Origin of the sequence: Enterococcus sp. AZ062 (assembly GCF_051715065.1) — a bacterium.
GTDB lineage: Bacteria > Bacillota > Bacilli > Lactobacillales > Enterococcaceae > Enterococcus_B > Enterococcus_B mundtii.
Map to the genome: position 1 here is coordinate 1 of NZ_JBIOTB010000002.1, position 23,805 is coordinate 23,805.

The following is a 23,805-nucleotide window of genomic DNA, read 5'->3' on the forward strand; positions in this document are numbered from 1 at the left end:
GAATCATATTATTAGCGACATTAATATTAATAGTAATTTTACTAATAATATTGCTAGCAATCGTAATAGCAATATTAAATAGTATGAAAATTAAATTTAGGAGTGATTCAGTGGATACTTTAAGCAAAATAAAAAGCGTTTTAAGTTCAGATTTATCTGCATATGAGTTAGAGAAGCGAACTGGAGTAACCAGACCCTCTATCGTAAACATGAGGAAAGATACATACGACTTCTCAAAAATGTCTTTCCAGATTGGTGAGAAATTAGCAAACTATTATGATGAACAAAGAGAATCAACTTTAGTTTTTAAGGATCAAGGAGCGTTCTTATCATTCACAAGTACGTTGGATCAATTTATGAAAGATACTATAAAAGAAATTGTTCCAGAATCCATCAATGATGAAGCGATGAAAGAAGTATTAAATAGAGTTAATTCTGAGGTTTTAAAAGATAGCTATCTATTAGAGGAACTTTATACAGTTTACAAAGATGCGTTAAGGAAAAAGCAAAAAGCTCAAGAATAAAGCTAGCATTTTTATTAATAATATTGCTAATAACAATACTATTAATATCACTAGTGAAAATAATATTAACATTGCTAGCAATGTTAATAGCAACTAGTTTAGTCAATAAATCAACTAGGAGGATTAGATGAATAACACTGAAATTAGTAAAGAACCTGTTTATAATGCTGAAAGTATTGCCTCTGCTACACAAAAAGGTGGAGTTTTAAAGACTACTATCAATGTGAATTTGGCTGGAGAATTATCTCAAAGACCTAACAAATTGCAACCCTGGAGAAATAATAAAGTACTATTGATTGATAAAGACTCACAGGGAAATGCTTTATTAACTTTTGGTATCAACCCAGATAAGGTTGAGAATACTATCTACGATGTTTTATTAAATGATTTACCAGCTGAAGAAGCCATAATTGAAATAAATGATAATCTGCATATTATTCCTGCGAATGATGACATGGCCTTTTTTGAACTCGACGTTCTCACAGGTATGGCCAATAAAGAAGTGTTAGCAGGTATGGAAAATATATTACCTATGATTAAGAATTTGCTCTTAATTATTAATTCTCTGAAAGCTATGGTTGAGGATGATGAACTATTATCTAAAGTCGAGAGTCTTGAAAACGAGGCACAAGGACACTTAAGACAGTTACAAATGAAAATTGCAGATAGCGGAATAAGTGTTGAAGATATCTATGTATTGCTTAAAAAGGCTATAGCCCCTTTGAAGACAAAGTATGATTTTATTATTATCGATACTCCACCTCAATTGGGAATTGTCGCAGGTAATGTTTATAATGCAGTAGATGATATTCTTATTCCATTCCACCCAGAAAAATACTCATTTAGAAGTTTGATAAAAACAATAAATACTATTAATTCATGGAAAGAAACAAATCCTAATCTTAATGTTAAAGCGATTATTCCGGTCAAACTTAAAGAACAGACAATCACACACTCTGTGTTTCTTGATAGTTCCAGCCAAATTATTAGCTCAAACAACGATTCTCTTGATATCACAAAAACAGTAATTCCAGAATCAATCAAGCCAGCTGAAGCATTAGCAAAATACAATATGCCGTATACAATGATTGATACTGATACAGTAAGAACAAAAAAAGAAAGAGAACCACTTATCATGCTAAAAGAAGTATTCAAAAATCTTGTAGATGAATTGGGCTACTAATAGATGTGTATGAGGAGGATAAAATATGGCCAGATCAGTAAATGGTAGATCAGGATTTACTCCCGAAAATTTGACGGCGGGATTAGATTTAGAGATTAATCAGACTAATACAAAAGAAAAAAAATTAATCAATGACGAAAAGAAAAATGAAACCAAGGACGTTAAAGCAGCCCCTAAAGAAGAATTGCAGGAAGATAGAAAAGTAGTTATAAAAGAAGAGACTTCCCCATCGGAAAATAGCACTGATCTAGCGAGCATATTAGGGAAAAAGAAGAAAAATAGTAAAAATGCACAAGTGAATGTTTATTTGTATGACGATGACCTTCGAAATGAGTTATATGCTATGGGAAAATTCGTAGGTAAGCAAAACGGAGGAAAGTCTTTGATTGTGGAGAACGCTCTAAAAGAATATTTTGAGAGAAATAGAGAATACGTGGATCAAGCATTAAAACAATTTCCCCCAAAAAAATGAAGAGTGCAAGCTCTTCTTTTTTTGAATAAATTACTATTAAATTTGCTAGCAATGTTAATAGTAATGTTGCTAATGATATTAATAGCTTGAAAAAACCTTATTTTACAGTCTTTTCACGCGGATATTATTCTTTTATCATAATTATTATTAATATTGATATTAATAATAATAGTAATATTGCTAGCAATTTCAATAACAATATTGATACTATTATTAATAATGTTAACAAAATTAATATTAATAAAGATAGTAATAGTATTATTGATGTCATTATTGCTAGCGTTAAGTCAACTATAGCATAATAAAAAAAATAAGAAAGTGACTTTACGTAAATTGAAATAAATGGTAAACTATTGTTGAGAAAAAAACTATTTACACAACCGTATTTTAGGTGGTAACCTAAAAAGGAATTTAAAAATAAAAAAAAGAGACGGAAAAGTTAATGGATTGGACCCCACTAATTTTTCTGAATCACATGGTTAGGACATGTGTTCACGCTCGTCTCAAGAATATGTAAGTAGCTACCAACTACTTATATTTAAAAGGATTCGGAAATCAATTCCGACTACCTGTATTCTACCAAAAAAAGACGAGCAACTCAACATAAAAACGTTTATTTGATGTGCTTTTTAAGAGTATATTAATCAACATTGATGAGAGAACACATAGTATAGCTGTTTCGGCAGATATTCGATGTGTTCTCTTTTAATCTGTGGGAAGGACGTAAAGTTGATGTTGATTAATTTGTATACAACGCTTTTGAAAAGTGGTATTCGAACATATAAATATCGAAACAGCACCATTAAGCCTATTCAGTATGAAAATACGAGTAGGAATGGTGCTATCTTTGCGTACCGCACAAAACAATTAATGAATGCTGGACGTGGGATGGTGATCACATCTGAAGAAGCGATTCTTGAAAACGAAAATAAGCTTACACATTGGACACCGAATGTGTATCGATATGGAACGTATGCTGACGAAAATCGCTCAGTAGTTAAGGGACATTCTGAAAATAATTTAAGCCAAATCAATACTTTTGTTGTAGATATCGATACAAAAGTTAATCATGAAGGGGAGATTGTTCTTGCTTGTTTAGATCAGATTGGTTATATGCCAACAATGATTTTAGAGTCTGATCATGGCTATCAAGTGTATTTCGTATTAAGTAGCCCAGCTTACGTAACGAAAAAGAGCAACTTCAAAGTAGTTGAAGTTGCAAAACGTATTTCTACAACGATTCGTAAGCAATTAGCAAAGCAATTACCTGGAATCGATGTGGGCTGTAATCACTTTGGAATTGCACGTTTTCCAAACAAAAAAAATATAGTTTTTTACGAGAAAGCTTATCAATACGCATTTTCAGAATGGTTGAATTGGTCAATGAAAACAGCTTCTAGTCAAAAAACTGAAGCGGAACGAAAAGCTAAAATTGTTGTTTTCCCTGAGAAAAAAGAGTATCGACAAGTGGATGAACCCTGGTTCGATCTATTATTACGTAAAGCAGATATTATCGGTGGAGAGGGCCGTTTAGGTCGAAATAATGTGATTTTCACATTGGCTCTTGCTTATTTCTCTTCAGGATATGCGCTGGAAACATGTGAATACAACATGTTCGAGTTTAATGAGCGACTAAATGAACCTTTGACTGAAGCGGAAGTAAGAAAAATCGTTATAAGCGCTTATTCTGGAATGTACCAGGCAGCACAACGTGATTTTGTTTTAGAGCTGTGCCAGCAATGGATTTCTGCAGGACTGCAAGAGAAAGATTTGTTTATTCAACGTCGTGGTTGGTGGAAATTTAAAAAGCCAAGAGAACAAAGAAAATATAGTCATAAAAAAGAATGGAAAGAAGATCTATTGGCTTATCTAAGCGAAAAAAGTCATGCTAGTGAGCCTTATTTGAATATGTCAAAAAAAGAGTTGGCTTCAGAACTCACGATGCCCAAGCGAACACTTGATAAGATCTTAACCGAGTTAAGGGAGGAGAATAAGGTTTTCTACAAGGTAACACGAGGAAGAAATGGTGGAATGATCATTGCTTCAGTCAAAATGTTGTTCATTAGGATCCTCCAATTAAGAAAAGAAAACAGATTAGCTTATTCAACAAGGATCACAGAGGTATTTGAATTAAACGGGAGCTTGGTAGAAGAGACATTTAAACAATTATCAGCTACCTTGAACCCCCTTAAAGAAGTGAATCTTTTTGAATTAGATACAGGGTAAAAATAAAAGGTGCAAATTGCCTTTTACAATATATCTTTGATACTGTTCCTTTTCTTCTTGGAGTTTTTTAGTTGTCCGCTGCTTGCTTTGTTTTACGAAGAGGGGTACTATTATCGCATATGCAATAATATGTCTTGAAGGAGGACTTACTGACCATGAGTGTCAATACTTATGTTTATCCTTATCCTATCAATGTTTTTATTATCGGTGTCTTAGGGATGACTGTAGAACAATTTTGTGAGATTCATGATTATAGACAGTCTACTGTGGCAAGTTGGGTGACCCGAAATCGTTCTGTAGCAACGTTACCTTGCGATTTTTTGTACTGTTTAAGTTTATCATCGGGGCAGTCTATGGGGAGTGTTTATGATGAACTATTAGCCTTGGAGGATAAGTTTTTAAAAGGATTAAATCCAAAAAAGAAAAAGGAAAATATCGATTAATTTTTGTTTGATTTTGAAGAAAAAGGAGGAAACTCTCTTTTTTCTTTTCTTGCTATGTATTATTTATAAATTAGGTGAATAACTTGGATCACTTTTGTATTTTTAAGAAATACAAAAGTGATCCAAGTATGTTGAGGTATCAAATGTCAGAGTTTATTATAAGCTAAAAGAAATATATAGGGAAAAATACTATCAAAAGCCAAAGCAGAAAAGGAAACTAGTACGGTAGTTATTTTTGAAGATATAGGGAATTACGGAATCGACACAGCTAATGAATTATATAAAACAATCCTAAAAGCATACCAAAAGCAAAAACAGAAAAAGTTGATAATATTCACAACCTTATTTTTGTCTATGTTAAGAACTGGTTTATTGAATATCTGATCGCAGTTAAGAAATTTGTAGAATCAACTGAAGGATTACCAGAAGTACCAATGCATAATTGGGTTGAAGGAATTGACTAGATAAATTTGTATGTTTTAGATCTAGGAATGTCTCCGCGAAGCTGTAGTTTCTGTTTTGACTGATGATCAATTAAAAACCTATTTGTCTAATCTATAAAATAGGCTACTTCACCAGGTGTTCCAGAAGTGATTAAATTATTCAGACTGTACAAAGTAATATCAGCAGTAGTTTTAATTTTATTCCCATGATAGTCTGTCATGTTAACAATAAATTCTACTTCTTTTTTGTAATTTTTGGCTTTTTGTAGGGCTACTTCCTTGTCCGCTGGAGTTAATGATTTGTAATATTCAATTCTAATTCTGAACAAGGTGAATAATAAGTTGAAATTAAATATTGGCCGAGAGTCTAATATTTCACCAAGCTTGTTGCAGGATTCTTCTGCTTTAGCTAATAGATCAAAATCAATATTATTTGGATCTAAAACAGCATGATCTATCAACGAATCGGTTATGTTAGAGATTGCTGCAGGAAGTACGTGTAAATATTGACAATCAATTGAGCTGATATGATCTACTTCATAATCTTTTAAAGTTTCTAGGAAAAATTTTAAGTGAACAATTTTAAACTTAGGGGTAAAATCTGCAATCAGTTGGAGATAATAGTTTGTTAAATAGTTTTTACTTTTTATTTGATCAAAAAGTCTGTCCATTTCTTCAGATGTAATTGGTTCGATGAATGGTGCAGTTTGTTCAAATTGATGTTTAATATATAAATAGCTTCGGTAAGATCGCAAGGATTTATCTTTTTCTGCCTTAGCAATTTCGTATAAGTCCTTTAATTCGTCTAAATCCACCTCATTGGTGATCGATTTTTGAGTAAGTTCTCTAATTTTTGCTGCGACAGCATTTTCCATATTTTCGATGTCGCTAAGATCCGTTATATGTGCATTGAGTCGGCACATGATCAACTCTAATTCGGTTGAAGTTAACGCACGTTCACCTCTTTCAAATCTTGAATAAGCAGAGGTGTCCATAATCCCTTTTGCAATTTCAGATTGCTTCACCCCTTGTTTGATACGTAGTTTTCGTATAAGTAAATGAATGTTCATACCATGTCCTTTCAGTAATGTCAACAAAAAAATGGCCATTTGTGAAATTCACAAGTCAGCAGTTTTTTGGAGATTTTTGTAAAAACTTGTTGTATGATTTATATGACGTCAATATTAAAAGCTGTACAGTAATAAAAAAAGGAGGAGAAACACTATGTTTCCATTTCCAATTGATCCACGTGACGCACAAGTAACACGTCCCTAAAAAGTTATTTTTATCCCAAATAAACGAATAGACCAATTTATTTAAAGAATCATGTGAAACTTTTTATTATCTTTTTTTCAAGTAAATTGTCTAAATTTAGTATAAATTAGAATAACTATTAAGACAAATTATTTCTAGTTAGAAAACCTTTAGGTATGTGTTTATTTCTTAAATTAAATAAAGGATTAGCGGTATTTATCAAAGGATATTTTTCTTCAAAGGGAGCAGTGTCTAAATAGATTTAGGATAATTTATTGTTGCAAGAGGGATAAGAAGCATGTTATCGTTAAAAAGAATTAAATAAAGTACTAGTTTTTGTTTGTCGAAAAGCAACTAGACATTTTAGTCTAGTTCTTGAAATGAAGGCAAACAAAAAGGAGCACCTTTAGCTCTCTCGCTCCAAACTGATTGGCGTCAGTTTGAAGGTCGTTGAGAGTCAAAGGGTCCAAACAACATTCGACCATGTTGCTGGATTGCTCCTTGATAATTGTAGACGAAGTCTACAACGTTGCTAATTATAACAAACATCTGAGTGGTATTCATTCGTTTTTACTTATTTTTTAAAATCTTTTTTTATGAAACATTCCTAGAAAGAGATTTACAGAAGGTGAGTGAGGCCGTTTGTGTACTGGCTTAGACTAATACGAGTCGTTTTTTTACACCTTTGATTCAGTGGGGGAGTAGGTGTAAATTGAGCGATCAAATTAGCTGTTATGGGGCGTTGTCGACAACTACAATCTTTGAGGAGGAATTTCACACATGTGGAATTCCTCCTTTTTGTTTGCCTTTATTTTCTGATCTACGCACGAGCAGCTAGTGAAGGAGGGGTAAAAAATGAATAAGCCTACACGAATGAAGCCCTGTTCGCCCCGATTGATTTTACAACGAGCGATTACGATTCGTTTAATCGATGGCAGTATATGGGCAAATCTTGGAAATGGAAAATTTGTTCATCAAACAAACCTAACGGTTAAAGAAATAGAGGTGCTTTATCCCAAAATTAAAACAGTCGTTGAAAGTGGCGGAAAAATTATGGCGAAGAAAAAGCATTTGGCTCAATCACTGATCATACTTGAACCACCAATGAAAGTGAAGGACTGGGCTTGAAAGATCGTTAACGAAAGACATAGCTGTTTGTAAAGAACGTTTTTCGTTGTTTACATGATCCTTGAAAACTGGATAGTATCGGACGTTTATCTAGGGCGCAGTGTTTGGCTTTGGAATCAAACGAGAAAGGTCTTGCTGTTTTCTGTCTGGCGAGATAGATACATTCAAAAATGACAGACTGCTTGATTTGGTAACTCTAGCAGAAGATCGTGTCTCTGGCATGTGGCGAGAAAAGTAGCGCAGTTGAACGCCTTAAAAACCAGCTGTTTGTTCTGAAAAGAAATACTTTGGACCTCTCAAAATGATGAAGAGAGACAGGTTGTCCGTAATCCTAAAACGGTCAGGTTCCCACTTATCCGAAAAGTGTTGTACCATTTTTACTACTTGTTTGCGGTTCTTTGTGAACAGGTATGTCTTTATAGCATAAGAAATAGGAGTGAGTTGAATGACTGAAATACAAGTATTACTTACTTTTATGCGGCAGTCTAAGCGTAATGCAATCAAGCGTCGTAGTTTGGATAATTGGTTTGAAACGAATGATTACTGGATAAAAGAAAGACAACTCAAATTGTTCCAACAGCTACAGCATAGCAAGGTATTAAGAGTCATGGGAACTGGTGAAATCATTCGAGTCGAGGCAATGCAGGAGTATTTAGCGTTGTTTGATTATATGCAAAATCAAAGAAAGTCACAATTATCACATGATCACTTTTCTCGATGGTTGACCGATCAATCAGCCTGGCATGCGAAAAAAACGGAACGACTGATTAGACAGTTACAATGCACAGAGACAATGAAAATAACTGAATTTGGTGTGGTCTTTTCACACTAGAAACAAAAGAAAGGGGAAAATGGATGGCAAAAGGTACAGCAAAAAAAAGTATAAAAGGAAAAAAGAAGCGATTTTTCCAATTGGAGGAACTATTGTTAAAGGAGCAGGACTTGGAGTTTATGATCGGACAAGAAGATTTGTTTGCGAATAATATCCAGTTCAAACATGATGAAGTATTACCTGGAGAACGGGCCTATATTGTCACGCATAAAGTCGTCCAGTCTACCCCCTTATACAAGAAGCAGTTGATCCATTTACGTTATATCCATTCGTTGAGAGTCGTGAACAATTTGGAAGAAGGACGACTGGTGAAGGAAGTCCCAGTAGCAAAAATTATTCGTTCGAAAACAGGGATTTATTTTATCGTCGATCGAGAAAGAGTCACACAGTCGTATTATCAACGAAAACAGCGTAATCAACTTCCAGGAGTCATTGCTGAAGAAATGTTTCGGAACTACTAAAAGACAGAAGCCTCTGTCTGATTTATTAAATATGGTGGGATTTTTCTTTTAAATAGATTAACGATATTCTTAAAAAGATAGAGATTGTGGAATGAGAAAAAATAGTGGAAAGGCGAAGTTATGGAAACTTTGAAAGAAGCTTTAAAAAGAAGAAAAATTGAATGCAGAGTTGAAGCACCTGACTTTTTCTATTGTGGTTTTGCTAGTGATTTGTTAGAAGAAATTTCGGAAAAAGAATTGACTCTAGAAGTGAAAAGAAAAAGACTAGAATACCTCTACGGTGATAAACGTTGGGATATTGAAGTTAATGAAAGAGAGAGTTTATGGAATAGGACGAACTGAAAATGAAACTAAAAGAATTATTGAAAATTTTACCAGATAAAGCCGATGCAACGTTTGAAATTGTAGAAGAGACTTACCCAACAGGAATTTTAGTCAAAGATATTTTAGCACCTTATCCACGAGCAGCAGAATATGAGGTAACACTACTAGACGCAGGAATTAGTACGCATGATGGAAAAGATATTCCTACATTTGAATGATAGTTCTTTTGATTATTCATTTTTTCAATCTATTCTTTCTAAGTGCGACTTGCTTTGCATAAGCTTCAATCTCACTTTTTAAGTATAAACGCACTACTGGGGACTCATTGTATTCAACAAAAGGAGTGACCATGTTCGTTCTTACTGCTTGTTGAAAGGCAGGTCCGGACTGACCCGTAATTTTCATAGCACCTTGCTTTGTAACAAGATTATCTAAGATCCATTCTCGCATTTCTTTTGAATCGGTATCTTTCATGTTAACACCCCCTAAGTATCTATAGAAGTAGTATAGATGAAAAAAAGAAAAAAATCCACGATATAATTGTTGGTCTATCATTGTATGTATATTATTATATTTATATAATACAAAAAAGAAAGAAGGAAGAATAAATGAAAATGTTAAAAGTGTTAGCAATCGGTGTAACCGTTGGAGGAGTAGCGTTAGCTATTCAGACGGAAAAAGCAGAGGCCGCAGAATGGACGCCTCGATCAGTTGAACAAATCAAAGCTGAAATTTCTGGCAATGAATACACGATAAAGTGGGGCGATACTCTAAGCGCCATTAGCGGAGCGACAAATATTTCAGTACAAAAATTAGCTGAGTGGAATAGCATTGGGAATGTAGATGTCATTTTCGAAGGAAATAAGTTAGTATTTGAAGGAAACGTTGCTTCTGTACAAGATCAAAGTGGGAACACTATTAGCCAAGCAGTAATCAACGAAAACGACAAAGTAAATCCAGGGCAACCAATCGGACAAGCACCAGTAACCGATTCTAATAATGATCAAGGTTCTCCAGCAATGACAGTTCCTGCCCCTCCTGCAACAGAAGATAGTGGGTCAACGGATGCTGGAAACACAGTAACACCGCCAACAGGTGGAGACAATGGCTCAACAGGCGGTGGAAACACCGTGACACCACCAGCAGGTGGAGACAATGGCTCAACTGAGGGCGGCAATACAGTGACACCACCAACAGGAGGCGATAACGGTTCTACTGGCGATGGAAATGAAACGACCCCTCCAGGTGAAGGCGATAATGGTACCGGTGGAGACAATGGCTCTGAAGGTAATGAAACTGACAATATTCCTGTTAATATTGGAAACAGCGGCATTTTTGCAGCTACTCAAGAAGAGGCTAATGCACAAGCATATGCATTATGGGCTGAGGATAAATTTGTTGAGTTTACCAGATTCTTAATAAATCCTGCCTTAAATGCTAAGGGCGATATAATTGGATGGACAGTTGTATTTTATAATTAAAAAATAATGTAAAAAAGAGGTAAAGCTGAAAAGCTTGCCTTTTTTTTATACGTTGAGGTGATAAAAATGAATAATAGATGCCGAAGCCCGTCATATTCGGGAATTGTTGTAAAGGACTAATGAGCTTAATCATTGGTCTTTTTTTGTTGCTAAAAGGCTTATGAGGAGACGATTATGAAATATAAGAAAATGAAAAAAGTGATCAGCTTGTTCTTGCTGACAGTTTTGCTTACAACAGGTTTGCCGATAAATAGTATGGCAACGGTACTGTTAGATCAATCAACTAGTATTAAAATCAATGATGTTTCTGATACGAAAGAAATAGATAGCAATAAGGAAACTAATGAACCTGTTAGTGATCCAGTGTTGTTGCCCTTAATGAACAATCGAGATTTTATTGAATCTATCCAAACTGGAGAGAGCCAGCTGGCTAATGATGGACCGGAATTAATAACTAAAGAAGTACCTAATGATATGAAAGAATTCTTTATCGGAGAAAAAGATCTTCACGAATTGGGGTCGTATTCTGAGCAACAGGAATTAGCTGCACAATCAGATGAATGGCAAAAACTTAAAGAAGAGAAAATGACTAGAAGTTCATCTTATCGTTTGTCTGAAAATGGTAGTTTAGATGTTAATGTCGCACGTTATACACCTTCTGGTCTACATTATACGCATGACAAGATTATTCGTTGGCAAATTGATGGCGAAGATGTCTTCTGTATTCAAGAAGGGGTATTTACGGAAGCGGGCATTTTATATGATCAAAAATTAGACATTAATGATGTAGTATCTCCAGAAAGTCGATCAAAAAGACTTCGTTTTATTGGATATTTTGGTTACTATAACCAGCGTAGCATGGAAAATTATGCGTTAACACAAATGCTAGTGTGGGACGAAATGGGAGGTAGCTTTATCAATTATGGAACAATTGGTAAAGCAAAATATGATTCATTTAAAGCTACTGTCGATAAAAAAATTGCTGAACATGATCTAAATCCTTCTTGGCACAACACTACTGTAACAGTTAAAGCTGGTGAAGAAATACGCGTTCGAGATACTCATAACCGTTTTTCTTCTTGGAATGGTACTGTTTCAACTAATACGGCTGGTGTGAGTGTACGAAAAGATGGAAATGATTTAGTCATTGCTGCTTCTGCAAATTCTAATGATTCAGGAGTAGTTCGACTAACAAAATATGATCCTAATGGATCGGGGATAGGAACCACGTTTGCTTACACGAATGGGACAACACAAGATCTTTCTCGTCTGCATTTACCCGATCCAGGAATTGCTGCATTAAATGTTAAAGTTGAAAAACAAGGTCATGCAGCTGTTCGTAAATTAGATGAAACGACTGGAAAACCTTTAGCGGGAGCAGTTTTCCGTTTTACAACAAATGATGGAAAAACGAAAGAAATCACAACGAACAATCAAGGAATTGGTGAATGGCGTGATTTAATCCATGATCAAAAGGTGACAATAGAAGAGATTCAATCACCGAATGGTTATGTGATTAACAGCAAGCCACAAACAATTACAATCAAAGTAAATGAAACAGTCACGGCCACCTTTGATAATAAGCCTCAAAAAGGACAACTGGAGCTTTCTAAAACAGTTGAAACAGGTGTTTCTACAGTTGCAAATGAAAGCGATCATGGTGACTACACGACGATTGAATTTGAACAACGCAATGGGAATGGATTTGGCTTTAAGATTCGCCCAACAGAAGATATCGTGACCGGTGACGGTACACTGCGTTATGAAGCAGGAAAATTCTTACAAGCAGATGGTGAGGATATCGTTTGGACTACAGGCGAAGATGGTAAATTTACGACAGATCCATTACTTTTTATCGGTAAGTACGAAGTCGTTGAAGTTTCTGCACCCGCAGGCGTTGTGCTTTTAGACGAACCAATTCCGTTCTCAATCGATTATGCAGGACAAACGGTTGATATCACGTCCTCTTCTTTAGAAGTAGAAAACTTCCTACAAGACCTAAATATCTATGGTCGAAAAATGCAAGAAGTTCTAACTGGTTGGGAAGATGGTAAAGCGGTTGTTGAATTAGAAAATGCGAAAAACGGGCAAGTATTTGCCCTACGATTAGCAGAAGAATTACTTGTTGGAGAAGAAGAATTAGCTGCTGATACTACGTTAGGCTATTCAGTAGTCGAAGAAGGCAAAATTGCTTTTGAAGGGCTGAAATTGCCAAATCAAACAATTCCTATGTATATCCAAGAACTCTATGCAGGCCCCGATCATGTAATGGATGACACGAAGCACCATTTTGTATACGATCCAGAGAACAACGATGTTTCTTTTGATATTCAAGTAGAAGCAAGTCAAGACGAAGCTGAAGGTGACGAAGCTGAAGAAGACCCTGACGCTGATTCTGAGGAGGACGACGCAGAAGGAGTGACAACTAATGCCAATTTAGATGCTGAAACTCCTGGTACTGAAGAGGATATAGATCTGGAGGAAGAGCCAGAAGAGGACCTGACAGGCGCAATTATTAATCGTTTAGCTCGTGCAGGTATTCAAGTTATTAAAACCGATGGAATGGATCAAAAACCGCTAGAAGGCGTTGCTTTTGATTTATACCGAGTGCCAGCACCAGAAATTGATCCTGAAGAAGATAGCGAGGAAGCGCCTGAAGAAAGTGAAGACGTTGAAGAAGATACTGATACTGAAGAGAACGAAGACGCTGTAAAGACAACCAATTCTGATGAAATCGATACCGATGATTCAACTGAGTCAGAAGACTCAACGGATCTAGAAGGTGAAGATGAAATCGATGAGGAAACTCCTGAAGAAGCTGTTCTTATTGGAACGTTCTTGACAGATGAAAATGGTGAGATCAATATCGATGGATTGCCAACTGGACATTATTTGTTGGTAGAATCCCAAGAACTACCTTGGTATCATGCAAACGAAGAAGAGTATACGTTTGAAGTTTCACCAGAAAATGATGGTGAAGTTATTGTCTTTGAAGTAGAAAATCACCGTTTAGATTTAGAAGTGGAGACGCTATTTGTGGAAACTGAAACTGGAAGTAAAGTTTTAGATCCGACAAAAGACAATCATTTAACCGACTTTACTTGGATTCGTGGGGGGAAAGAAGACCATGAATACTATATGCTTACGCAATACATTAAAGTCAATAAAGACACAAAAGAGCAAGTAGCAGTTGTTTCCGAAGATACTTCATCGTTTGTATCCACTGGTGACGAAGAACACGAATTACCAATTACACTGGATTTGCCAGCAAACACAATGGAGAGCGGATATGAATTGGTAGCGACTCATATGATCTATGATGATCCTGAAATGGAGAATCTGGTAAATGAGCATTTCGACTTAGAAAATGAGGATCAAACAGTCCTCTTCTTAACTCCAGAAGAAGAACCTGAATTACCAGTTATACCAAAAGATCTAAAGACACCACAAGTTCCGTCAATCCCACAAGCAGGAAATGCAAGTATTTTGGAAGAGCTTAAGGCTGTTTTTTCGAACCTATTTTAAAATCAAAATAGATGATTAAGAAGAGACGAAGGAAGAAATTCCTTGTCTCTTTTTTAGTAAGTTTGATCCAAAAAACGAAAAAATATTTTGGTTCATTTATCTCCGAAGGAAAGGAGCAATGTATTGAAGGAATTACAAATAATGCTTAGAAGGATTCGATTGAAATTCAAGCAGCACCCACACAAAAAGAAAATTATTCTTGGGATATTGAGTGTGGTTTTACTAATAGGAACGATTATCGGTATGATGCACTATCGGCAGAGACAGTTTGACCAACAAATTTCAGAACTACAACAAGCTGGATTAAGCGAAATGAGTGGGAAAACGCCATATAGAAGAGTTATTGGCGATTATTCAGGAGACGATGTTGAAGATTTACGCCCCACAAATCTATCGATTGATTCGAGCGATTTGATTCAAAAATATGGGGTTGGAATTATACGGATACCGACGATAGGGTTGGAATTGCCCATTTTGGAAGGTATGACACAGGCCAATCTTAGTATTGGAGCAGGAACTGTGAAACCGAATCAACGAATCGGACGAGGAAATTTTGCTCTGTTGGGGCATTATATGACCAATAGCGGACTATTGTTTGGTGGATTGAAGAATGTTTCAGTTGGCGACCAAGTAGAAATTACTTTCTATGGAAAAACAGCTACGTATGAAATACAAGAGACAAGAATTATCCACCAAAGTGAAGGGCAGTATATGTTGGATAATCCGGAAGAACCACATTACTTGACCTTGCTGACATGTGATGGAAGTCGGGCTGGTACGGACTATCGATTGATGGTTCGAGCAACAATGACAGAGTGACAGATATGATCAAAATTTAGGAGGTATTTTCAATGGTAATGGATTTATCACAAAACCAACCAGAGCAAGAAAAAAAGAATCCCAATATATCATTTGAGAAGGTAGAAGAGATTGCTATTCTCAATCGCACAAAATGGGGGGCGACAGTTGAACTAAATAAAGTTTCTTATAACGGCCGTGAGGCGGTATATGATTTACGTAATTGGACACCTGAAGGGGAAATGCGAAAGGGTATCACACTTACTGATCAAACGTTGGCGAACCTCTTGATAGCCTTAAAGAATCATTTAGAAGACGATTTATCAAAAGATGAATCAGAACATTTGGCAGATTCAGATATTACAGCGCACCTTCCTACTAATTTTTGAAGAAGGAGGCTAGAGTATGAGTCAATCGCAACAAGAAGCCTATCAAGTGATTTGTAAGGGGACGCCACAAAAGTTATATCAAGTGTTTCGCTTACTATCCATGTTGAAGCAAGCAGCTAAAAGTAAAGAAATGAAGCAACAAGCAGAACAACTTACAGCGGACAATTGGGAAAAGTTTAAAAATCTTAGAGAACAGCTTGGACTGCCTGATAAACCGGAATTAGAATTCAAATTTAAACAATTGCCGAGAGAAAAACAAATGGAATTGATTCGTGATTGTGAGAAAAAATTACTTGTACAAGCTGGAGAAAAAGATTACGAGTTCTTATTATCCTCAAATAAAATGCTAGCAGAGCCACAACTTTTAGATCAAGCGGTAAATTTGGATCAATTGAAAAATATGATGACAGAGTATGGTTTACAATTCCACGTAAAAGAATTTCCTGACATGACGTCGGAAATGTACTTTTATGCCAAAGATGCTAATATTGCTGCTCGTGCGCTTGAGAGGACCGTAGAAACAATTTTAAACGATCCAGAAACTGTGACAAAGCCAACACTTGAAGCGCTAATTGAAGAGGCGAAAGGAAAGACGAAAGAAAAAGTTGCGGCAGTCGAAGAGACCAAAGAATCAAGTGTCACTGCTATTAAAGATGGAACAAAAACTGCAGTAGATACCACAAAAGAGGCCAAAGCAAGCCTAGATGCTTTGTCTCTATTTGATGACATAAGCGGAGGGATCGATCTATGACAAAAAAACAGTCAATTATTCCTTACGCGCTTTTTGGTGGTGTCGGAGGTTTTGTAGCCAATCGTGCAACCGAGCTTGCTATGCATGCACCAGAAGGGGAGAAGCTCTTAGGAGCGCTTCAGGTGAATAAAGAAATATTTTATAACCCATTCCATTTTTCATTAGAAAATTCTTCCTTACTCGCTTGTGGTGCTGTTTTAACGTTAGCGTCTTTAACATATCTTGGGCGAGATACAAGAGAGTATGAGCCAGGGAAAGAATACGGAAGCGGTCGCTGGGGAACAAAGAAAGAAATCAAGAAGTTCAGGAATAAAAAGAACTTTTCAGACAATATCATTCTAGGGGACGGTTGCTATAAGAATTTTTATGAGGGAAGAAATCCTCGATTAAATCGAAACAACAATGTAATGGTCATTGGAGGTTCCGGATCTTGGAAGACGACATCTTACATCATGTCGAATATTGCTCAAATGAAGTCTAGTTTTGTTCTCACAGATCCAAAAGGGAGAACAGTCAATCGAGTAGGGAAGATGTTAGAACGTAGAGGGTATAAGATCAAAGTTGTTGATTTTGATACGTTGACAAATACCGATCATTTCAACCCGTTTGCTTATGTTAAAGACGAAATCACACTCAAAAAAGTGATCAGTGCATTGATTGATGCAACAAATGCGGATCACGAGAAAAAAGGAGAACCTTTCTGGGACAAAGCAGAAGAGTTGTTGATTACCTCCTTATTTGCTTATCTATATTACCGTTACCGTGGGGGAAGAAAAGGAAATGAAGAAGTGAAAGGGGATGGCATTATGCCTAGCCTGGATCAAATCGGCACTTTGATTCGACTGTTAAATCGTGAGAATAAAGACGTAGAAAGTCCCCTTGAATTTATGTTTAAAAGTTTTGCGGAAGAATTTGGCGAAGAAAATTATGCCTACCTCCAATGGCAAAACTTCCTCCGAAACTTTGAAGGAAAGACTAGGGACAGTGTCTTGGCTATTTCGATCACTCGCTTCTCATTATTTGATTTACAACAAGTCAAAGACTTTATCAAAGAGGATAATCTAGAGATTGAAAAATGGGTTGAGGAGAAGACAGCGGTCTTTTTGAAGATACCGGATATGGATGAGACGTTTAACTTCTTACCACTCCTTATTTTTATACTTTCTTTTCGAACACTTGAACACAAAATTGATAATGAAATGGGCGGAGAAGCAGATATCCCTATCGAATTTTTAATGGACGAATTTGCCAATCTCGGAAAAGTACCAAATATCAAGCAGGCCTTGTCTGTATTTAGAAGCCGTTTGATGAGTATCACGATTTTATTACAAAGCGTCAATCAAATCGTTGCTATGTACAAAGAGGATTGGAAATCCTTTTTTGGAAACTGTGACGCGTGGGTTTATCTATCTGGATCGACAGAACCAGATACCACAAAGTTCTTTTCTGAAGCAGCTGGAAAAAAGACAATCTATATTCGTAAGCGTGACAAAGGTTCTGTTCGCAGTGAACCCGTTGGAAAAGATGTTATTTCAGTCAGTGAAGTCGGGGAGTTAGATCGACTTCACGCCTTAGTAAAAATTGCTTCAGTCCCTATGTTTAAAGTGCCAAAATACAATTATAAAACTCATCCAAATGCCAAAGAGTTCGGTCACAAAGAAGGTGATCCGAATTGGTATGAGGTGAAAAGATACAAAAACAGCTTAGAAAAATTCGAAGCAAATGTTAAAAAAGAGGCATTTTCAGATCCAGTAGTATTGGATATTGATTTTGCGGCGTAAAAAAAATAGCGAATTGAATGGAGAATGAAAAATGAAATCACTTTTAATGAATGTAACAACCAGTTTGGAACCGCTAGTTGTGGCAAATGCAAATGCAACTGCTCAGACAATTGCAGGAGGATTGCAGTGGCTGATCGCCGGTGGGGGCGCCTTGTTAGCTGTTTGGGGGATCGTTCAGATCACACAAGCTGGGAGACAAGGAGACTCTCAAGGGAAAATGGAAGGCTCTTGGTTGATCATTGGTGGCATTCTGTTGCTTGCGATTAGCGCGGGAACCATGATCACTGGAGTATTTTCAAATCCTCCAGGTATGTAGTAAATAAATTAAAGGAGGATTCATATGGATTTAGTTGAAGCCCTCACTCAGAATATGGGGGATTTTTCCCAAAGTACATTAAATTGGGTCAACAATATCGTGGCTAAATCAACCCGTGAAGTTGGTCTTTATTTAGTAGGGATACTCTTAATTTTAGAAATTGCAAAAATGTTTGAAAAAGCGAACTCTTCAAACGCAGGAATCGTGACCTTGAAAATGTTTCAAGGTCTTTCTTTTCGTGCGGCATTGGGAGGAATCATGGTCACTTTTTCGAGTGTCATGTTAAATTTCATTTTATCTATCGGTATTGGAATGGCAAATCTCATTTCCCGAAATGCGAGGGGTGCTTTCGATGTATTTACTCTGCCAAGTGTGGAAGTACCAACGGATACACTATCGATTTTAGGGGAATTAATCGGAGCATTATTGAATCCGACAGAGGCACTAAGAAGAGGGATCATGGTCCTTTTATTGATTGTTATCGGTGCTTTAGTAACATTAGCTGCTTATGTCATGGTATGGGTGATCGTTATGCTTCGATTCTTTCAACTCTATGTCATGTTAGCATTGATGCCTGTTCCGATGGCCTCTTTTGCGTCTGAAGAACATGACAATATAGGAAAAGGGTATTTAAAGCGAATTTTAGCCTATGCTTTTCAACCTGCGGTCATTATGGTCGTGTTCGGTGTTTATCATTTTCTTTCCGATATTGTATTGGATCTGACTGGTTTAGGAAATCCAATGAATCTGGATATGGAAGTCCAATTCTTTCAGAATCTGATTTTAGCGATCGTATTCATCATTGTTTTGTGGCAGACACATAAAAAATCTTCAGAAATGTTTGGGGTGTAAGAAATGGAAATCAAAGTGTTCAAAGATGCTTCAAAAAGGGAAAAAACGTTTATTGGTTTAACTGGCGCACAGTGGATTTTTATTGTAAGTCTCATTTTAGTGATCGGATTAGATGTTAGAAATGCTATCTATTCGGTTTTGCCTGTTGGGCTATTTCGACTGATATTTTTCCCCTTGTTAGCACTAAGTGCGTGTAACGCAATGTACAAACCACATGGCTATACTTTTTCTACTTGGGTGAAGCTGTTTTTTAAATTCCAAACAACGATTCAAGTAAGAACTTATAAAAAAGGAGAAAGGATGAGAATCTATCGTGTTCAAGACTTTAAAAAAGGAAAAAAAATCAAAGAAACGACCAAAAAGCCAAAAAATTCAAGCCGCTAGCACGCAAAACTCGTTGTATTATACTTCTTTATTTGAAGATGGGATTATGCATGTTACAGAAGACCTATTTTCTAGTACGTATACATTAGGTGCAGTTAACTACACAACCGCGCATGTCGATAAGCAGAAACAAATTCTTTCACAATATAATAAGGCAATCAATTTATTGTCTGAAAAAGACCATTTTCAACTCACGCTATTGGTAACTAAGAATCCAAAAGGTGAGTATATGAAAAAAACAGCTTATCCTTTACAAGGCGATCCAGGCGATCCCCTTAGAGAAGAGTTGAACCAACTAATCGAGTCTAGTTATGATTCTGGAAGAAACAATTGGAAAGTTGAACGCTTTGTGACTTTAGCGACACACGCAACAAACCTTCGCAATGCCCAAAAAAGATTGTTAAATATTGGCGAGTCATTTGCGGATGAACTGATGAGTATAAAAGGAACAGTTGATGTACAAGATGGCATGGAGCGGTTACGGACGATGAATAAAATCTTGCGACCTGGTAAACCACTTTTTGGAAATTTTGAAGATATTGAACGAAGCAGAAGATCCACCAAAGATTTGATTGCTCCAGGCTATTTAGACTTTAAAAAATCAGGGAAAATTGATTTTCAGGTGGACGATAACTTTGGACAAGTGCTGTATCTGCGCGATTTTCCTCGAAACTTATCTGATCATATGTGCAAAGAATTGACAGAAGCAGAAATGGAGATGGTAATCACTATTCACGCAAGTCCGTATTCAATCTCTCAAACAACAAAAAAATTGCGGACAGAAGCGACTAACCTTGAAACAGATGTAATCAAGCGTGAAATGAAAGCTAGCGAGCGAGGATATTCGAGACAGCATATTGCACGCGTAATAAGAGAACATCAACAAGATATCAATGAACAAATAGAATTTGTAGAAGAAACTGGTGACAAACAGCTTTCTTCTACTTTTTTGATATATGTATGGGATGAATCAAAGGAAGCTTTGTACCATCAGATTGAGAAAGTGAAAGCAGTAGGTGAAAAGTTCGGTGCGGTATTTGAACCGTTATATCTTACACAGGAACAGGGATTTAACTCATGTTTGCCGATTGGTAAAAATTATTTAGATTTTGAACGAACCTTTTTGCGCGACTTGATCACGCCTAATATTTCAATCAATTCTCCGTTTACTAGTCAAGATGTACAACATAAAAATGGCACGTACTATGGAACCAATCAGTTATCAAAGAACAACATTCTTATTAATCGAATGGGTAGTGAAATGAAGAATTCCAATGGTGGCATTATGGCTGTGTCTGGAGGAGGTAAGTCGTTTGCAGCTAAGAATGAAATCATAGCGACACGATTGAGAAAACCTGAAGCAGAAATTATTATCCTGGATATGGAGCGTGAGTATCTGCCACTAGCGAACGCATTGGATGGTGAAATCGTCACTGTCGCTCCAGGAAGTGGCACTTCTATTAATATTTTGGAACTAGCAGATGAACAATACCTAGAGGTCGGGGACGATCCGGTTTCCATCAAGTCAAACTTCTTAATCAGTTTAATTTCTCATTTGGTGGGTCATGTCTCAGCTGGTCAACAAACCAAAATTGATTCAGTCACACAACAGACTTTTCGTGAGCTTGAAAAACCAACGCTTCAAGACTGGTATAAAGTGTTGCAACGTGATACCAGTCTTGAAGCAAAAGAGCTGATCGATGCAATGGGGTTATATGTCACGGGATCATTAAACATGTTTGCCAAAGAAACGACCGTCAATACTTCAAAAAATTTAATGATCTATGATATGTATTTATTGAAAAATCAAATGGCGACCTTTGGTTATTTAGCCATTCTAGATCGAATCTGGAATAAGGTGGTAGAAAACCGTGCGAAAGGTATTGAGACTAGGGTCTATATTGATGAGTTTCAAGTTATCATCAACCAGTCACAACCTGAGATATTGCGTGTTCAAGCGGCTGAAATTTACTCACGGATTCGTAAATATAAAGGTTGTCCCACGTTTATGACACAGTCAGCTGAAACGATGCTTTTAACTCCAGAAGGTCGCTCAATCCTGTTTAACTCTGACTTTTTGATTCTACTTGAACAAAAAGGTGAGGTATTGGATGCGTTAGTCGAACGATTTAAATTAACGGAAAAAGAATCGCTCTATCTCGAAAATAATAAGGTAGGAACTGGGCTAATTATCGCTGGTGGTCAGGTGATTCCCTTCTCAAACCTAATCCCCAAAGACACAAAACTGTTTGAATTGATGAATACAAGTCATGCGGATCAACAACCGGCCTAAAGAGTACTTTAAATTACCCAAAGGCACTCGCTTTAAGGGAGAGCAGAGGTCTTTAACTGTTCGTAAGGGAACAATCGCCAAATTCAATCAACGAGCTGCATATGGCTATACACTCGGCAAGCAGAAGAATGAAAGCCGTATAAACTCATTCAAAGGAAAAAAAGCACAATCTGAAGAAAAACTAAAGTCAGAAGAGTCTTCATTTTCAAAATTAGAAAAGAAAGGTCAAAAAATTCATGAGAAACGTTCATCGAAACAGTCGTTTCTTACAGATAATGAGTCTGAAACACTAGATTCAGTATCAAAAGCAAAGAGAAAGAAGCGTCATGATAAAAAGAAAAAGAAGGAACTTGAAAATGATCTAAAGAAAAAGAAAGATGATCTATTTCATACAAAGCAGAAAGAGTCTTTTCACCAAGCGACTAGCAAAAATCAATCGATCAATTCCGACTCAAAAGGCAATTTTGCTTCTTCTACCAAACAGGTGGCCACGAAGCAATTGATCAATCAAGGATTCAATGTGATGGCTCAAGAGGAAGATGCAGAAGAGCTAAAACAATTTCAATCTAATGTTAAAGATGGGGAACGTGTTTTTAAAGGTACGAAAAAAGCGAATAAATTTTTGACAAAAAATCAGAAATTTTCTCAATCTGTAACCATTGGGAAACTTGATGATTTGCGTTTTACTTCTAGTAATACTGTAAAGGCTGCAAAACCAGTGTCAGATGTAGCTGGGAAAGCAGCAACCAAAACGGCTACTCAGCAGACTGCATTCTCGCAAGCTTCTTTAAAAGTCCAACAGGCAATCACAAGCGCAACTAGTAAAGCACTTAGCAGTTTCACGGTGAGTAATCCAGTTGGGTGGATCATTACAGGGATAGCACTTCTTTTTCTTGTGTTTATTGGTTTATTTTTTATCTTTAATAGCCAAAGCAGCGCGTCTTCTGAGGATGGCGTATTTTATGTTGAAAAATGGGATGGCCCTGACGCCTATAACTCCTCACTTTTGGCTCAGCGGTATGGAATCACTGCCGAACAAATTGATGGGTTTATAGCCAATGAGGGCTACACGGTAGATTCTAGAGCAACCGGCCAAGAGTTTTTACGTCTTCAATCATTATCAGGAATTGATGTCCGTCAACTTGTGGCATTTGCCCAATGGGAAAGTTCTTACGGAACAGCCGGTGTCGCCTTGCAGTTCCCGAAATCGAACATTTTCGGCTATGGTGCATTTGACAATGATCCTAATCAAGGAGCTTCGTGGGACAATACACGAGCAGTCACTGAATTTCGAAATACGCAGATCGATACGTATGGAAATCGAACCTTAGCAATCATGGATGCACGTGCCAAAGCTTTTCATGACAATACATTAAAACCAGGAGAATTTGTTTACTGGACCAAATTAAATGCAGGAAAATCAAGAGCTGAGACAGCAGAAAAATTCAATCAATGGATTGATGATAATGGTGGAACACCGAAGCCACCTGGTGGGTATGGACCTGTTGGCGGTGGTGGCGCTGGTTTAGCTGTATTAGATCAAAGGCTTGGTACAGTGATTGGTGGCGAGTTTGGTGGTTTAACCGGAGAATGCTATGCTGTTTCGGCTTATTATGCCAATTCTATCAATTCGTCCATTATTTTAACAGGTGGGGTTAAAGCCAGTGATATTGGTACTGATTATCCATGGGAAAGTTGGGGATGGTCAGTCATTAGAAATCCTAGCTATAACCAAATTAAAGCAGGTGATATTATCAATTACAATACTGGTGGAAATATGGGTTCCTGGTTTGCCCATTCGATGTACGGTCATACTGGTGTAGTAGGAAAAACGTTAGGAAACAACCAGTATTTATTATATGACCAAAATCCAGGACCATTAAAAACGTGGACAGTGACTTTTCACTCTGGCAGTGTATCGTCAGTAGTTCGTCCACCTAATTAA

At 36.7% G+C, this 23,805-nt stretch carries 22 protein-coding genes and 1 pseudogene; 21 read left to right on the forward strand and 2 right to left on the reverse strand.

What is annotated here, in order from left to right; all coding sequences use genetic code 11:
- From IGJ00_RS15310 to IGJ00_RS15330, 5 genes and pseudogenes are all read left to right on the forward strand, one after another.
- A pseudogene (locus tag IGJ00_RS15310) lies at positions 1–524 on the forward strand (hypothetical protein); the annotation flags it as partial.
- A gap of 127 nt (positions 525–651) precedes the next feature.
- Positions 652–1,707 (forward strand): ParA family protein, encoded by a 1,056-nt coding sequence (locus tag IGJ00_RS15315; RefSeq protein WP_438844588.1) that lies wholly within the window; start codon positions 652–654, stop codon positions 1,705–1,707.
- A 25-nt stretch (positions 1,708–1,732) separates the two neighbouring features.
- A complete protein-coding gene (locus IGJ00_RS15320) occupies positions 1,733–2,179 on the forward strand; it encodes a hypothetical protein (RefSeq protein ID WP_438844589.1) in 447 nt (148 codons plus the stop codon).
- A gap of 732 nt (positions 2,180–2,911) precedes the next feature.
- On the forward strand, positions 2,912–4,405 hold the full coding sequence (locus tag IGJ00_RS15325) for a primase C-terminal domain-containing protein (protein ID WP_438844590.1): 1,494 nt from the start codon (positions 2,912–2,914) through the stop codon (positions 4,403–4,405).
- Positions 4,406–4,560: 155 nt separating this feature from the next.
- Positions 4,561–4,848 (forward strand): type III secretion system protein PrgN, encoded by a 288-nt coding sequence (locus IGJ00_RS15330; protein WP_169059064.1) that lies wholly within the window; start codon positions 4,561–4,563, stop codon positions 4,846–4,848.
- Positions 4,849–5,398: 550 nt separating this feature from the next.
- Here the strand turns inward: IGJ00_RS15330 and IGJ00_RS15335 are convergent.
- On the reverse strand, positions 5,399–6,400 hold the full coding sequence (locus tag IGJ00_RS15335) for a helix-turn-helix domain-containing protein (protein ID WP_438844591.1): 1,002 nt from the start codon (positions 6,398–6,400) through the stop codon (positions 5,399–5,401).
- 1,000 nt (positions 6,401–7,400) lie between these two features.
- On the opposite strand from IGJ00_RS15335, the gene IGJ00_RS15340 reads away from it, so the two are divergent.
- The 5 genes from IGJ00_RS15340 to IGJ00_RS15360 all read left to right on the forward strand — a co-directional run bounded on the left by IGJ00_RS15340 (position 7,401) and on the right by IGJ00_RS15360 (position 9,508).
- Positions 7,401–7,673, forward strand: a complete 273-nt coding sequence (locus IGJ00_RS15340; protein WP_438844592.1) for a hypothetical protein — start codon at positions 7,401–7,403, stop codon at positions 7,671–7,673.
- Positions 7,674–8,118: 445 nt separating this feature from the next.
- Positions 8,119–8,505 (forward strand): hypothetical protein, encoded by a 387-nt coding sequence (locus IGJ00_RS15345; RefSeq protein WP_438844593.1) that lies wholly within the window; start codon positions 8,119–8,121, stop codon positions 8,503–8,505.
- Positions 8,506–8,528: 23 nt separating this feature from the next.
- Positions 8,529–8,966: a hypothetical protein gene (locus IGJ00_RS15350; protein WP_438844594.1), complete on the forward strand. Its 438-nt coding sequence runs from the start codon at positions 8,529–8,531 to the stop codon at positions 8,964–8,966.
- Positions 8,967–9,086: 120 nt separating this feature from the next.
- Positions 9,087–9,308: a hypothetical protein gene (locus IGJ00_RS15355; protein WP_438844595.1), complete on the forward strand. Its 222-nt coding sequence runs from the start codon at positions 9,087–9,089 to the stop codon at positions 9,306–9,308.
- Positions 9,309–9,310: 2 nt separating this feature from the next.
- Complete coding sequence (locus IGJ00_RS15360; RefSeq protein ID WP_438844596.1) at positions 9,311–9,508, forward strand: hypothetical protein; 198 nt, start codon at positions 9,311–9,313, stop codon at positions 9,506–9,508.
- 16 nt (positions 9,509–9,524) lie between these two features.
- Here the strand turns inward: IGJ00_RS15360 and IGJ00_RS15365 are convergent, their stop codons facing one another.
- Complete coding sequence (locus IGJ00_RS15365) at positions 9,525–9,764, reverse strand: hypothetical protein (protein WP_438844597.1); 240 nt, start codon at positions 9,762–9,764, stop codon at positions 9,525–9,527.
- Between the two features lie 134 nt (positions 9,765–9,898).
- Here IGJ00_RS15365 and IGJ00_RS15370 point away from each other — a divergent pair, with 134 nt between their 5' ends.
- From IGJ00_RS15370 to IGJ00_RS15420, 11 genes are all read left to right on the forward strand, one after another.
- On the forward strand, positions 9,899–10,771 hold the full coding sequence (locus IGJ00_RS15370; protein ID WP_438844598.1) for a LysM peptidoglycan-binding domain-containing protein: 873 nt from the start codon (positions 9,899–9,901) through the stop codon (positions 10,769–10,771).
- A gap of 174 nt (positions 10,772–10,945) precedes the next feature.
- Positions 10,946–14,296, forward strand: a complete 3,351-nt coding sequence (locus IGJ00_RS15375; protein WP_438844599.1) for a SpaA isopeptide-forming pilin-related protein — start codon at positions 10,946–10,948, stop codon at positions 14,294–14,296.
- A gap of 141 nt (positions 14,297–14,437) precedes the next feature.
- Positions 14,438–15,115: a class A sortase gene (locus IGJ00_RS15380; RefSeq protein WP_081308353.1), complete on the forward strand. Its 678-nt coding sequence runs from the start codon at positions 14,438–14,440 to the stop codon at positions 15,113–15,115.
- 32 nt (positions 15,116–15,147) lie between these two features.
- Positions 15,148–15,483 carry a PC4/YdbC family ssDNA-binding protein gene (locus IGJ00_RS15385; RefSeq protein WP_066025997.1) on the forward strand — a complete coding sequence of 112 codons (336 nt, stop codon included), beginning with the start codon at positions 15,148–15,150 and terminating at the stop codon, positions 15,481–15,483.
- Positions 15,484–15,499: 16 nt separating this feature from the next.
- Positions 15,500–16,234 carry a hypothetical protein gene (locus IGJ00_RS15390; protein ID WP_438844600.1) on the forward strand — a complete coding sequence of 245 codons (735 nt, stop codon included), beginning with the start codon at positions 15,500–15,502 and terminating at the stop codon, positions 16,232–16,234.
- Positions 16,231–18,015, forward strand: coding sequence for a VirD4-like conjugal transfer protein, CD1115 family (locus IGJ00_RS15395; protein ID WP_438844601.1), 1,785 nt, complete (start codon positions 16,231–16,233; stop codon positions 18,013–18,015). Before IGJ00_RS15390 ends, IGJ00_RS15395 begins: the two co-directional genes overlap by 4 nt.
- 31 nt (positions 18,016–18,046) lie before the next feature.
- Entirely contained in the window at positions 18,047–18,331 is a 285-nt protein-coding gene (locus IGJ00_RS15400) for a hypothetical protein (protein WP_077152012.1), read from the forward strand.
- A 24-nt stretch (positions 18,332–18,355) separates the two neighbouring features.
- The gene (locus tag IGJ00_RS15405) at positions 18,356–19,183 is read left to right on the forward strand and encodes a type IV secretion system protein (RefSeq protein WP_430608595.1); all 828 of its coding nucleotides are present in this window, start codon (positions 18,356–18,358) and stop codon (positions 19,181–19,183) included.
- A 3-nt stretch (positions 19,184–19,186) separates the two neighbouring features.
- Entirely contained in the window at positions 19,187–19,567 is a 381-nt protein-coding gene (locus IGJ00_RS15410) for a PrgI family mobile element protein (protein WP_077152010.1), read from the forward strand.
- The gene (locus IGJ00_RS15415) at positions 19,497–21,860 is read left to right on the forward strand and encodes a VirB4-like conjugal transfer ATPase, CD1110 family (protein WP_421757561.1); all 2,364 of its coding nucleotides are present in this window, start codon (positions 19,497–19,499) and stop codon (positions 21,858–21,860) included. Before IGJ00_RS15410 ends, IGJ00_RS15415 begins: the two co-directional genes overlap by 71 nt.
- Positions 21,838–23,805: a CHAP domain-containing protein gene (locus IGJ00_RS15420; protein WP_438844602.1), complete on the forward strand. Its 1,968-nt coding sequence runs from the start codon at positions 21,838–21,840 to the stop codon at positions 23,803–23,805. Before IGJ00_RS15415 ends, IGJ00_RS15420 begins: the two co-directional genes overlap by 23 nt.

What these genes read in the sequence shown, in the direction of transcription:
- IGJ00_RS15420 (WP_438844602.1), top strand. Translation starts at nt 21,838, where the DNA reads ATGCGGATCAACAACCGGCCTAAAGAGTACTTTAAATTACCCAAAGGC.
- IGJ00_RS15350 (WP_438844594.1), top strand. Translation starts at nt 8,529, where the DNA reads ATGGCAAAAGGTACAGCAAAAAAAAGTATAAAAGGAAAAAAGAAGCGA.
- IGJ00_RS15360 (WP_438844596.1), top strand. Translation starts at nt 9,311, where the DNA reads ATGAAACTAAAAGAATTATTGAAAATTTTACCAGATAAAGCCGATGCA.
- IGJ00_RS15345 (WP_438844593.1), top strand. Translation starts at nt 8,119, where the DNA reads ATGACTGAAATACAAGTATTACTTACTTTTATGCGGCAGTCTAAGCGT.
- IGJ00_RS15320 (WP_438844589.1), top strand. Translation starts at nt 1,733, where the DNA reads ATGGCCAGATCAGTAAATGGTAGATCAGGATTTACTCCCGAAAATTTG.
- IGJ00_RS15375 (WP_438844599.1), top strand. Translation starts at nt 10,946, where the DNA reads ATGAAATATAAGAAAATGAAAAAAGTGATCAGCTTGTTCTTGCTGACA.
- IGJ00_RS15405 (WP_430608595.1), top strand. Translation starts at nt 18,356, where the DNA reads ATGGATTTAGTTGAAGCCCTCACTCAGAATATGGGGGATTTTTCCCAA.
- IGJ00_RS15410 (WP_077152010.1), top strand. Translation starts at nt 19,187, where the DNA reads ATGGAAATCAAAGTGTTCAAAGATGCTTCAAAAAGGGAAAAAACGTTT.
- IGJ00_RS15330 (WP_169059064.1), top strand. Translation starts at nt 4,561, where the DNA reads ATGAGTGTCAATACTTATGTTTATCCTTATCCTATCAATGTTTTTATT.
- IGJ00_RS15385 (WP_066025997.1), top strand. Translation starts at nt 15,148, where the DNA reads ATGGTAATGGATTTATCACAAAACCAACCAGAGCAAGAAAAAAAGAAT.
- IGJ00_RS15400 (WP_077152012.1), top strand. Translation starts at nt 18,047, where the DNA reads ATGAAATCACTTTTAATGAATGTAACAACCAGTTTGGAACCGCTAGTT.
- IGJ00_RS15395 (WP_438844601.1), top strand. Translation starts at nt 16,231, where the DNA reads ATGACAAAAAAACAGTCAATTATTCCTTACGCGCTTTTTGGTGGTGTC.
- IGJ00_RS15370 (WP_438844598.1), top strand. Translation starts at nt 9,899, where the DNA reads ATGAAAATGTTAAAAGTGTTAGCAATCGGTGTAACCGTTGGAGGAGTA.
- IGJ00_RS15340 (WP_438844592.1), top strand. Translation starts at nt 7,401, where the DNA reads ATGAATAAGCCTACACGAATGAAGCCCTGTTCGCCCCGATTGATTTTA.
- IGJ00_RS15335 (WP_438844591.1), bottom strand. Translation starts at nt 6,400, where the DNA reads ATGGCCATTTTTTTGTTGACATTACTGAAAGGACATGGTATGAACATT.
- IGJ00_RS15390 (WP_438844600.1), top strand. Translation starts at nt 15,500, where the DNA reads ATGAGTCAATCGCAACAAGAAGCCTATCAAGTGATTTGTAAGGGGACG.
- IGJ00_RS15365 (WP_438844597.1), bottom strand. Translation starts at nt 9,764, where the DNA reads ATGAAAGATACCGATTCAAAAGAAATGCGAGAATGGATCTTAGATAAT.
- IGJ00_RS15355 (WP_438844595.1), top strand. Translation starts at nt 9,087, where the DNA reads ATGGAAACTTTGAAAGAAGCTTTAAAAAGAAGAAAAATTGAATGCAGA.
- IGJ00_RS15380 (WP_081308353.1), top strand. Translation starts at nt 14,438, where the DNA reads ATGCTTAGAAGGATTCGATTGAAATTCAAGCAGCACCCACACAAAAAG.
- IGJ00_RS15325 (WP_438844590.1), top strand. Translation starts at nt 2,912, where the DNA reads ATGTTGATTAATTTGTATACAACGCTTTTGAAAAGTGGTATTCGAACA.
- IGJ00_RS15315 (WP_438844588.1), top strand. Translation starts at nt 652, where the DNA reads ATGAATAACACTGAAATTAGTAAAGAACCTGTTTATAATGCTGAAAGT.